The sequence below is a fragment of the Bacillus coahuilensis m4-4 genome (assembly GCF_000171615.1).
Classification (GTDB): Bacteria; Bacillota; Bacilli; order Bacillales; family Bacillaceae_K; genus Bacillus_T; species Bacillus_T coahuilensis.
The window spans coordinates 31,017-41,904 of record NZ_ABFU01000061.3 but is presented as its reverse complement, the minus strand read 5'-3'; the positions used below and the strand labels follow the sequence as shown (position 1 = coordinate 41,904).

Here is a 10,888-nt window from a genome sequence, read left to right as displayed (position 1 = left end):
GGGTTTGTGGGGTCTTTTCCCTTTCTTCTCTTCTTACCTCCCTCCCTCCCGCTTTCGGTTGCGGGGCGGGGGGGGGGGGGCCCCCCCAAGCGGGGGGATAGGGTTTTTTCCCCTTTATTACGGGGGTATCACTCGAAAAAAAAAAAAATAAAAAAAAAAGAAAAAAAAAAAAAAAAAAAAAAAAAAAAAAAAAAAAAAAAAAAGAGGGGTATAGGAAGATTTTTTTTTTTCACCGCGCCCCCTCCCTTCTTCTCTCTCCCCCCCCCCGCCCCTCCCCCCAAAAAGAAAATTTTTTTTTTTTTTTTTTCCCTCTTTTTTCAAGCGGTTTTTTTGGGTTTTTCAACAAGCTTTTTAAAAACCCCCTTCCCCCCCCCCCAAAAACCCCCCCCAAAATTAGGCCCGAGGGGGAAACCTTTTATAAACCTTCCCCCTTATACCCCGTCACCGGGGGAAGCGTTTTTTTCCTTTAACTCCTTTTTTTTTAAATTCTTTTTCTGGCGGGTTTTTTTTTTATAATGTTTTTTTAAAGTTATTTCCCTTTTCTCTTTTGCTTTGCACCAACTGTTTCCTTCTTTACACCTAAAGCCATAATTATCCCATCCCCTTATATTTTTTTCAATTAATATCCATGTAGTACAATACGACCAAGGAAGTGTAAATACCTTTAATTTTTTACATTTACCTCATAAAAGTTACCTCATGAATTGCCCTCTATTTATATTTTTTTGCTATAATGAATCCATCACTTACAAAAAGTTACATATTTCTTACTAGATTTTATATTGTCGAAAGTGGGGTAGAAAAATGTCTTTTCTTACAAATGTATTAAATGCCTTTACAGATAAAAGAGAGATGAAAGAACCTGAAATTTACAAAGAATTCAATGAAACATCCCATATGATAGCAAATTTGACTAGATTAATAGAAAATAAAGAACCAAACATTGATCTAAAAAAGGTCGAAAAACATTTGAAACTATTTACCATAGGGCAAACAGGAGAAAGAAATGTCCTATTTGAACTTCAGAATTCTATGCTTCCTCTGGTAGTACTACATGACGTTTACCTTGAATACAAGGATTATAGAGCCCAATTAGATTTTGTTATCATTACTCATCAGTTTATTATGGTCCTAGAAGTGAAGAAATTGTTTGGCAATATCCACGTTACAGATAAAGGTGAATTCCAACGAGTCATCACTAGGCATAACAAGGTCGTTAACAAAGAGGGCATGTATAGTCCCATTAACCAAGTAGAAAGACATGTAGCCATTCTCGAAAAACTCCTTAAGGAAAATGGTATAGTTGAAAATTATCCAGTCAAATATGCTGTTACTTTTGCTAATCCTAAGACCATATTGGACATTTCTAAAGAGGCACCAGCTAGTATACAATCTAGTGTAATTCGACATGACCAAATCAAATCTTTCATTAAGAATGAATTAGACAAAAAGAAGCGCGTGGTTATAACTGACCAGAAGGTCTACGAAATTGCTGAAATTGTTCTAAAATATAATAAAGAAAAAACTTTTAACATTGAAGATTATCAAATAGAACAACAAGAGGCAATCGAACAGGATTTATCAAGTAAAAAAGCTGCTACAAATATAACTACTGTTAATAGTGACTTAAAGAAAGCCTTACTAGATTACCGTTTAAAACGCTCCAAAGAACTCAATGTGAAGCCTTACTATATATTTACGAATAAAATAGTAGATAGTCTTCTAGAAAGAAAGCCCCAAACAGCAAACCAACTACTAGACATTGAAGGCATTGGTCAGAAAAAAGTCGAAGAGTTTGGAGAGGATATAGTATCTATCTTAAATAAAAACGAAAGCCCTGAGGGCAAAAAACCATTTACTACCGTGAAGAATCAATCAGAAAGCAAAAGCAGAGAAGAAATAAAATCAGCTTTAATTGCATTTAGAACAAGGCGCTCCAAAGAATTAAATGTTAAGCCCTATTACATTTTTAAGAATACCACCTTAGAATCTATTCTTGATAAGAGGCCTACCACCATTCATGAACTTTTAGAAATAGAAGGAATCGGACCCAAAAAAGCAGAAGAGTTTGGTCAGGAAATAGTGAGCATTATAAAATAATGGTAGGGACAGGGACCTTGTCCCCGGCAAGACCTAGGGACAGGGACCTTGTCTCCAACTAATCAACTTAGCCACAAGACAAAGTCCCTGTCCCCTCGTCACGTCCATGTGCCGTATAGTCGCCACGGTTGTTGGATGTCAAATATTTCTGGTTGCTTGATGTTTTGAAATGCTTGTGGGGAGAGATCAATCCAGCCGATGGATTGTTCCTGTTGTACATGGAGGGCAATCGTGTTCCACAATCCTTTTTGTTCAAAGAGGTCGTTCCAGAAATACTTTACTTGACTATAAAATTCCCCTTTTTGGTTTTCATGGATAAAGAAAAAGCGAGAAGAGTCGTAATTTTCATAGCAAGTCATCTTATGTAAGTATTCATCGGATAGATCTCTTTCAGATAATGGGAGTGGGTAATAGCATTCATAAGGAAACATTCCTAGAGCATTTTCCTTCAACGATCGTAGCCTAATTCTTTTTTCGTTGACCGTTTCCACTGGAGTCCAGGTTGGACCATTGTCTTGGAGCTTAGAAAAATCTCTACATGTAAGGCAATGAAACGTAACCAGCTGCTCCAATCCTAATTTTTGACAAACTTTATTAGCCGAAACATTAGGTTCGTTTGTGGCTGCCCCTATAAACGAAATCGTCGGATTGTTCTTCATTTCCTCTATGATTTCCAAAAGTAGCTTCGTAGCATATGCTCTCGAAAGATATCTTCTATCTGTTCGAAGTCTTCCTAAAATGGCAAACCGATTCGCAAACACTGAATATCCAGCAACGGTCACAATTCGTTCGTCCTCCAGAAGACCATACAGGAAGTTATCTGGGCGTTGAAGAAGATTCTCAAAAGCTCGTACAACGTAATCATCTTCTATCCCAGTGTCCATCTCTTTTATTTTTGAGAAATCATCTAATGATAGTCTTTTTACTTTCATTGCTGAGCACATCAAATCTTCACCTCTTTTGCTGAAGGGACAGGGACCTTGTCCCCTACTAAATTATTCACTACCAAAGATAGGCACCCTGTCCCCTACTCCATTACCCACCACCCAAGACAAAGTCCCTGTCCCCTCCTCCTCACCCAAGTGCTTCGTGGTCTGCGAATATTTTGACATTCTTGTGCTGACAAAGTGCGGAGGCAGGAAATTCTTCAGATACTTCTTTGTTCATTAACCTTCTTAACGCCGCGGATTTCCGTTCTCCTGATACAAGTAAAACAATTTCCTTACTCTTCATAATGGATTGAATTCCCATGGTAATCGCATGAGTAGGCACTTCGCTCATGCTGGAGAAATAGCGAGAGTTTGCCTTTCTCGTGGATTCAGTGAGCTTGACTAGATGGGTAGTAGAGAGAAATGAGGTACCAGGCTCGTTAAAGCCTATATGCCCATTCTCACCAATGCCTAAGATCTGCAAATCCATTCCTCCAGCTTGATCCAGTTTTTTTTCATACATCTCGCATTCCTGCGCCACGTCTGTACACATTCCATTTGGTATGTGCGTATGGGACGGAGGAATATGAATATGGTCAAATAGATTCTGTTTCATATATGTATAATAGCTATTATGATGACTTTTGTGGAGACCAAGATATTCATCCAGATTAAACGTTTGAACATGCTGATAGCTTGTTTCCTTGTTCTCATAATCCTGAATTAAATACCGATAGGTTTGTAGAGGCGTTCCTCCCGTTGCCAGTCCAAGAGTCATGGTTGGTTCCTCTCGTACACGAGTGGCAATATAGTCCGCTGCTTGCTTACTCATGGACATGTAATCAGGTGCTTCAACTAGCTTCATTTACCATCCCTCTTTTCGGTAGACGATTTTTCCTCGACAACAGGTTAACAGGACATCCATTGAGTCGTTCACAACAACCAAATCTGCATCTTTCCCTACACGAATACTACCTTTACGGTCCAATACGCCCAGTTGCCCAGCTGGATTTTGCGATGCCATGAGAATCGCTTCACGAACACTGCATCCTGTAAAGGTCATCATATTGTGAATTCCTTCATTCATTTTGAGCACACTCCCGGCCAATGTTCCGTCCCGTACTGTCGCCCGGTCTCCTTTAACGGTAACTTCTTGACCACCTAACTCATATCTTCCGTCAGCTAGCCACTTTGCTCTCATTGAATCAGTGATAAGCGTAATCTGTTGGGCCCCTTTTGCTTTAAACGTAGTCTTCATCACCTGCGGATGAACGTGCACTCCGTCTGGGATCAACTCGACGATAAAGCCGTCCATGGAAAGGGCCGCTCCTACAACCCCTGGTTCACGGTGATGCATCCCTCGCATTTGGTTATATAAATGAGTAACTTGATTTGCACCGCACTCATACGCTAGCACCATGTCTTGATAACGTGCATCACTGTGGCCAATTGAAACGGTGATTCCAAGTTCTCTTGCTCTTTCTACAAACACCATGCCATTTTCTTCTTCTGGTGCCACTGTGACAACTTTTATAGACTGACCACTTTCCACATACCACTCATGAAGCTGTGGAACGGATGGCGGAACAATACAACCAACCGGCTGAGCTCCTGCACGATGGGGAGATATAAAAGGGCCTTCTAAGTGAACACCCAACAATTCCGCTGCTCCTACCCTCAAATCCTCTTGATACTTTTTCACATTATGTAAAGCTGCGCTGATCGCCTCTTTGCTCTGGGTGATGGTCGTTGCAAGAAAGCTGGTCGTTCCTTCTTTCGGTAAAATGGCAGCCATTCTTTCTAAAGCTTCTTCCGTCGCATCCATTGTGTCAAACCCATCTGCCCCGTGAATATGACCATCTATAAAACCGGGAAGAAGAGAGAGTGTCGAATCCATGGAAAAGTCGAGTACTTCCTCTTCCTGGCCTTCAAGCAACTCCTCTAATTTTCCAACCTCCACTATTTTCCCATCGTTTATTCTCACATAACCACGTTCAATGGTTGAGGCCTCTTCATATACCTTAATTCCTTTAAGTAAAAGCTTTGACATAAGCTCACCTCTGTTTTGGATTGAGATCGTTTAGATTGGCCTTTATTCTATTCTACAATATGCACGCGTAAACTCCAGTTTGCGATATAAGAAAATAATATAGGGACAGGGACCTTGTCTTTAGCTAAATGGTTCATTAGCTCGGACAAGGTCCCTGTCCCTTAAATCTTGAATTCCTAGAAAATGGACTTAGAAATTTGGAATTGAAGAATCAACGGTAAAGCTTATTGAGTAGAATAGGAGTATATTATTCACCCCTCTTATTTATACTCCTGTTGTTTATTCACTTATGATTGCTAGGAGCTTTCAAGGGGACGGAAAAATAATAGAAAATTCTGATTAAAGCGTCATTGGAACCGTCCCCGTGGTTCCCTGTGGTTCCCTGTAAAGTCAGTGGTATGGATTTCAAAGACTTTCACCCTTTTTATCTGTAAAGTCCCTAATAACAAATATAAAAGATGAATCTGAGTGTGTTTCTTGCCAATTTGCTTTTAAAGTCTTGCGAATTAACTGAACAATCACTCTTGCTCTTGAAAAAAAGACAATTCTTCCTGCTAGTTCCTTAGTAATATTCTTTGTTATTTTGTTTAGGATATTATTGCTGTTAAAAAAATCTCCCGCTATTCCAGTAGAAACGTTTTCACAAAGCTTCACTATTTTTTGTCCGTTATTATTAAATGAAGTCAATTTACCACTCTCTGTATAGCCCGTAATACGGCTGTCAGCCGATAATAGAACTCCTTGATTTTCCCCGAATAAATCAGTTACTACTAATGAAGATATTAAAGTCATCTTTATCACTCTCCCATTTCAAGCAGTTAAGACATTTTTAATATATCAACTTCATGCAAATCGTCATTACACTATTCTAATAAAGGATAATAGATAAACAAGCAATTAAAATTAACCCAAAGAAAGTTTGGTAAGTTATTACTATCTTTTCGAATCCTTTCATACCAGTACCATCCCAGGATTTATTTATAGCTTCTGGACGCCCATTCTAAACTAGAGTTTTTACTCTCACTCATTTTATTTTCAATACTTTGGCTGAGTTCCGATAAGTGGATGTATGAAGAGATTTCCATTAGGTATGTTAACTTCCCAAAAAAATCTTGATATATTTTAATAATACCATTTGATATAAGAACTACCCCAATAAATGCTATATATAATGTAAGAAAAGATGTACCCCCTTTTATATTCCCAACTCTAATTTCGAAGAAAGCGTTTGTTAGTAACCCCGTTATTAATAAAGCAATACTTAACTGCCTCAGAATATCGCCCAAGGGAAATTTACTCCTTATTTTAATGAGTTCAATTTCTTTATCAATTAACTTACTTAATATTAATAATTCTTCATTTGTAGTAATGTACAACCTTTTCATAACTACATTAAACTCTTTTGTTCCCAAAATACGATAAGGATTAGATTTTATGGTTTCATTTAACTTATACTTACTTTGTTTGTTAGCTACAATAAAAAGTAATATATAAATAGCCAAACAAATTAGCATCCCTACATTATTTTTGGTATAAAAGAAATACAATAAAAGCCCCGCATCAACCACATATATGAATAGATATAAAAATATTAGTTTGTTTATTTTTGAGCTTCTTTTTAAGGAAGCTCTAAAACCAAAAGCCTTTTTATACTCATCTAGTACTCTCTGGATAAACATTAACTTTCTCCCTATTTAGTATGATTTATGATTAGCTCTTTAAAGAAAGCTCTAAAATTTTAATTTTCCTCAAAATCTAATAACAATAATTTTTCGTAGCTTTCTTGATTGATGTTTTTTGCAGTCTCCATAAATATTTCCTTCATCCGTTTATCAGAAATCTCTTTTCCCTCTTTATTTTCTTCTTTTACTCGTTTCCACTCAGCCTTTAAAATAACTTGCCTTAAATAATGTAAACATTTAAGATTTTTTCTATATGTATAACCTCATTTTTATACATTGCAGAATCCTGTAGTAATAATTTTGTTGTTTCATCTTGCAGTTTTATTAATTTTTTGATACTACCTCTGTAGGATTAAGATACAGTTCTATATGATTATTTAGGAATACAATCTCATTTGTTATTGAATTTAGTTTAGATTTACCTTCTTCCAAGATATCGTTAAACATCTGCATTTGATGATATGCATTCTTGTCATATTGACTAAATAAATCTCTTACATTATTTATCCACTTAACCCTTTCATTATTAATACTATTAATAAATCTGTTCTTACTGGCTAGTTAATTATTTCTTATTCCAAGTAAAATAGTCACACCAAAACCGAGAAGTCCTAACCTACTGTAACATAATCTTTTAATTCCATATGTAACCTCCGTAATTAGTAACTACATTATTTAATATGACTTATTTAAGAGTCCATAATATAATCATAACAAAATACACTGAAAAATATTAAAAATAAATCCACATTTTTACTGATATTATGAAATGAGTTTACAGGTGTTTTTGATAATTTAGTTTTGAGCCACTTTTATAAATAGTGATCACATAAAAAATGAGCCATATGATTTCCAATTCTAGTAACCTCTTTTATGATAGAAAGTGACCAAACTTACTACATATTCGAGGGGAAGAAAAAGGATAATCGAGATGGCTCAATTCTATAATATCAAATTCTTAAAAGAGGTTGAAGGTTTATCACAAAGGCAAATTGCGACAAAACTTGGGATCTATCGCAATACCGTAAGTAAGTATTTATCCCAAAATACAGCTCCTACCACTGTATTAAGAAAAAGAGTATATAGAACAAAAGAATACTCCGAAGAAACTAAAAGAGTCATCCCAATTATTGATCAGTGGTTAGAAGATGATCAAAAACATTAGAAAAAGCAAACACATACCGCAATTAAAATTTACAAAAGGTTAGTAGACGAATACGACTTTAAAGGATCAGCTTCTAACATACGGAAGATAGTAGCCAAACGTAAGAAAAAGATCCAAGAAGTTTTCATTCCACTTGATTTTCAACTCGGTCACCAATTTCAATTCGACTGAGGAGAGGCGGATATTATTCTTCAGGGTAGAACACAACGCATATTCCTCTTTTGCGTTCAGCTTTCCGCCAGTCGAATGCGGTTTGTAAGAGCGTATATTCATGAAAAACAAGAAGCATTTTTGGATGGTTTTGTCCATGCCTTTGAGTTCCTTGGAGGAATTCCAACGGAAGGACTACTTGATAATCTTAAAACAGCAGTTGTGAAAGTCCTTCAAGGAAGAGATCGATTAGAACAAGAAACCTTTATCGGTCTCCAGGCTGGGAAYCAMCGGAAGGACGACGKTCCACTGATTCCCACCCCCCTCACGCCCGCCACACCAACTTCTGCGACACCCCAAATATCCTCGCCACCTGTCGCTGGGACACGCCTTCCACCCTTTTCACCTGCCGCAAAATCTCCATTTTTCTCTCCCTCGGCAAGCTTTTCACATGGGGAATTTCCAAGCCTCCCAAAATCTCCTGGAATCGAATCTTTGCTTCATCATCTGTTAACTTTTGCGCTGCTTGTGGGACATCCTCTAAACATTGGTCATCGTTCACTCGTTCATTAAATTCTCTAAACCGCTGCACCGCAACGGCTCGATCTTTACTAAATAAGTTTAAAATAAAATCTGTATTCACAAAGTCGAAGATAGAAGTAGAATAATATGCTTCGCAGCTGCTCCATTTCCATTCTTCTACAGTCTTGACCATATTCGCTTTAAGTGGGTTCTGGTGGATGTACCGGACGACGGTTAAGACGTAATCGATGGTAGTCACATTCTCACTTTTGAATCGATCTTGAAACAAATGGCCGTTGGTTTGGTATTTTCTATGATAGTATTGAACGAAACTCACTCCTATCCGTTTCATTGTAGTAGAAATGCTTTCGTCTCCTTCTTTGCACAGGAAGTGAACATGATTACTCATCAAACACCATGCGAGGATGTTCAGATTATAGGTTTTACTATATCTCTGTAAGATGAATACGTATTCCCACCGATCTTCTTCGTCATGGAAAAGCTCCTGGCGGTTAATTCCTCTTAGGATAATGTGATAGATTCCTGTTTCACAACGACTTCTTGCTTTACGAGGCATGGGAATTACCCTTTCTCGTTGACATAAGGGATTGTCTCTTGACGTTGATTCGTGAGAGATTGCTTATAATACGAATGGATGGTAGCTCTTGATACTTTTCTTAAGGATAATGCCTCTATTATGGCTTCATCAGTTATACTGTCGCTTCCATTGATATCTGAAATGGTGCGGGATAACCGAATGAGTTTGATCTGAACACGGTTACTATATCCTTCGGCACTTGAAAGTTCTTGAATGAATTGTCGTTGGCTGGTGGATAAGGGGCTTTTGGTGAGGAGCTCCTCCAACGATACGCTAGCATTCGTCACTTCCCTCCCGTACCGCTTTCGTTGTCGATCGCGTGCCTCGATGATCCGGTTTCTTACGGTTTCAGAGGATTCAATCCTGTCAAAATGAGAATCTTTTAACGGAACCGGATGTAATGTGAGGAGAATATCGATTCGGTCTAAAATAGGGCCAGACACTCGACTTTTATAGAGCTTCACTTGTTTTTCTGTACAGGAACAATAATGATCAGGGGGATCCCAGATAACCACACGGACAGGGGTTCATCGCGGCTATGAAGATAAACTTGGCAGGGTAGGTGACCGTGGAGTGAACACGGCTGATGGTGACTCGTTGGTTTTCAAGAGGTTGCCTTAACATATCTAGGGTTTTTTTGGAGAATTCGCCGAGTTCATCTAGGAATAAAACACCGTGGTGCGCGAGTGAAACTTCTCCTGGTTTGGGGTTAGTGCCTCCTCCAATAATAGAGACCGCTGAAGCAGAATGGTGGGGGTGCCGATAGGGAGGTTGAACAAGAGATGAATAGGGGGCGCCTGCCAACTGATACAAACTAAGCTTTTCTAACTGCGCTTCTTTTGATAATGGAGGGAGAATCGATGGGAACGTTTCAGCCAAAAGACTTTTTCCGCATCCTGGTGGGCCGTCCATTAACAAATAATGCTCCCCACTCGCAGCAATTTCTAACGCTCGTTTGGCAAACGAATGACCGATAATTTGATTGAAATCTCTTTTTGAGGATACGGTTTCTTCTAGTACTATAGGTTGTTCTACTAATGGAAAAATAGGTTGTCCTGATAAAATACTCGTTACATCTTGTATACATTGAACGTACACCAACTCCAGTCCTTCCATCTCAAGCTTCGGCAGAGCTGAATCATAGGGCAAAAACAGCCTTTTCAACTTCAACTTCTTTGCTGCAAGAATAGCCGCAATCATTCCTTCCACTGGCACAATGGCCCCATCTAACGACAACGCACCAATAAATCCATAGGAGGAAGGTATAGCTTTCTTAATAAATTGAACACCTCTCAGAATTCCAATCGCAATAGGCAAATCAAATAACGGGCCATTCTTCTTTTGCTCTGCTGGCGATAGATTAATAATCACTTTTTTATCAACTAACGGAAATCCTAAACTATACAATGCAGCTGATACACGTTCTTTCGATTCTTTTACGGAAGCATCCGGCAACCCAACAATCACAATTGACTCGAGCGCTTCTGTTACTTGAACCTCTACCTGGATAATATAGCCTTCTAAGCCTTTTAATCCTATACTCATTACTTTAACGGACATGAGTGGTTCCTCCGATTATTTAGTTTTAAACAGAGCAATTGAATTTGAAGTTTTTTTAGGGAATTGAAATAGGAAAGATTCTCTAGAAATAGGGACGAAAGAAGAGATAAGTAGAGAGGGGAATTGGAAGTT

At 38.2% G+C, this 10,888-nt stretch carries 11 protein-coding genes; 3 read left to right on the top strand and 8 right to left on the bottom strand.

The window, feature by feature from the left end; all coding sequences use genetic code 11:
* Together M44_RS28480 and M44_RS16870 are read left to right on the top strand one after the other, a co-directional pair.
* Window positions 1-516: hypothetical protein (locus M44_RS28480; RefSeq protein WP_010175524.1), on the top strand; the 516-nt coding region annotated here is incomplete at its 5' end.
* Window positions 517-852: 336 nt separating this feature from the next.
* Window positions 853-2,100, top strand: coding sequence for an HRDC domain-containing protein (locus M44_RS16870; protein WP_237705325.1), 1,248 nt, complete (start codon window positions 853-855; stop codon window positions 2,098-2,100).
* 98 nt (window positions 2,101-2,198) lie between these two features.
* Here the strand turns inward: M44_RS16870 and M44_RS16865 are convergent, their stop codons facing one another.
* The 5 genes from M44_RS16865 to M44_RS16845 all read right to left on the bottom strand — a co-directional run bounded on the left by M44_RS16865 (window position 2,199) and on the right by M44_RS16845 (window position 6,758).
* A complete protein-coding gene (locus M44_RS16865; protein ID WP_010174977.1) occupies window positions 2,199-3,044 on the bottom strand; it encodes a GNAT family N-acetyltransferase in 846 nt (281 codons plus the stop codon).
* Between the two features lie 130 nt (window positions 3,045-3,174).
* Entirely contained in the window at window positions 3,175-3,894 is a 720-nt protein-coding gene (gene nagB / locus M44_RS16860; RefSeq protein ID WP_010175520.1) for a glucosamine-6-phosphate deaminase, read from the bottom strand.
* Entirely contained in the window at window positions 3,895-5,079 is a 1,185-nt protein-coding gene (gene nagA, locus M44_RS16855) for an N-acetylglucosamine-6-phosphate deacetylase (RefSeq protein ID WP_010174971.1), read from the bottom strand. It lies immediately after the preceding gene.
* Window positions 5,080-5,484: 405 nt separating this feature from the next.
* The gene (locus tag M44_RS16850) at window positions 5,485-5,871 is read right to left on the bottom strand and encodes a hypothetical protein (RefSeq protein ID WP_010174969.1); all 387 of its coding nucleotides are present in this window, start codon (window positions 5,869-5,871) and stop codon (window positions 5,485-5,487) included.
* 182 nt (window positions 5,872-6,053) lie between these two features.
* A complete protein-coding gene (locus M44_RS16845) occupies window positions 6,054-6,758 on the bottom strand; it encodes a hypothetical protein (RefSeq protein ID WP_010174967.1) in 705 nt (234 codons plus the stop codon).
* Window positions 6,759-7,692: 934 nt separating this feature from the next.
* Between M44_RS16845 and M44_RS28475 the strand changes: the two genes are divergently transcribed.
* On the top strand, window positions 7,693-7,926 hold the full coding sequence (locus tag M44_RS28475) for a helix-turn-helix domain-containing protein (protein ID WP_010175518.1): 234 nt from the start codon (window positions 7,693-7,695) through the stop codon (window positions 7,924-7,926).
* 475 nt (window positions 7,927-8,401) lie between these two features.
* Here M44_RS28475 and M44_RS16830 read toward each other — a convergent pair whose 3' ends face one another.
* From M44_RS16830 to M44_RS23955, 3 genes are read right to left on the bottom strand one after another with little or no spacing between them, the layout of a single operon-like run.
* Window positions 8,402-9,175 carry a transposase gene (locus M44_RS16830; protein WP_010175517.1) on the bottom strand — a complete coding sequence of 258 codons (774 nt, stop codon included), beginning with the start codon at window positions 9,173-9,175 and terminating at the stop codon, window positions 8,402-8,404.
* Window positions 9,176-9,180: 5 nt separating this feature from the next.
* Window positions 9,181-9,660 (bottom strand): magnesium chelatase subunit ChlI family protein, encoded by a 480-nt coding sequence (locus M44_RS29625; RefSeq protein WP_337444154.1) that lies wholly within the window; start codon window positions 9,658-9,660, stop codon window positions 9,181-9,183.
* A 28-nt stretch (window positions 9,661-9,688) separates the two neighbouring features.
* Window positions 9,689-10,756 (bottom strand): YifB family Mg chelatase-like AAA ATPase, encoded by a 1,068-nt coding sequence (locus M44_RS23955; RefSeq protein WP_010175515.1) that lies wholly within the window; start codon window positions 10,754-10,756, stop codon window positions 9,689-9,691.
* Between the last annotated feature and the right edge of the window lie 132 nt (window positions 10,757-10,888).

Bases quoted from the DNA above. Each gene is read 5' to 3' on its own strand.
- M44_RS16870 (WP_237705325.1), top strand. From the start codon at position 853: ATGAAAGAACCTGAAATTTACAAAGAATTCAATGAAACATCCCATATG.
- M44_RS16865 (WP_010174977.1), bottom strand. From the start codon at position 3,044: ATGTGCTCAGCAATGAAAGTAAAAAGACTATCATTAGATGATTTCTCA.
- nagB (WP_010175520.1), bottom strand. From the start codon at position 3,894: ATGAAGCTAGTTGAAGCACCTGATTACATGTCCATGAGTAAGCAAGCA.
- nagA (WP_010174971.1), bottom strand. From the start codon at position 5,079: ATGTCAAAGCTTTTACTTAAAGGAATTAAGGTATATGAAGAGGCCTCA.
- M44_RS16850 (WP_010174969.1), bottom strand. From the start codon at position 5,871: ATGACTTTAATATCTTCATTAGTAGTAACTGATTTATTCGGGGAAAAT.
- M44_RS16845 (WP_010174967.1), bottom strand. From the start codon at position 6,758: ATGTTTATCCAGAGAGTACTAGATGAGTATAAAAAGGCTTTTGGTTTT.
- M44_RS28475 (WP_010175518.1), top strand. From the start codon at position 7,693: ATGGCTCAATTCTATAATATCAAATTCTTAAAAGAGGTTGAAGGTTTA.
- M44_RS16830 (WP_010175517.1), bottom strand. From the start codon at position 9,175: ATGCCTCGTAAAGCAAGAAGTCGTTGTGAAACAGGAATCTATCACATT.
- M44_RS23955 (WP_010175515.1), bottom strand. From the start codon at position 10,756: ATGTCCGTTAAAGTAATGAGTATAGGATTAAAAGGCTTAGAAGGCTAT.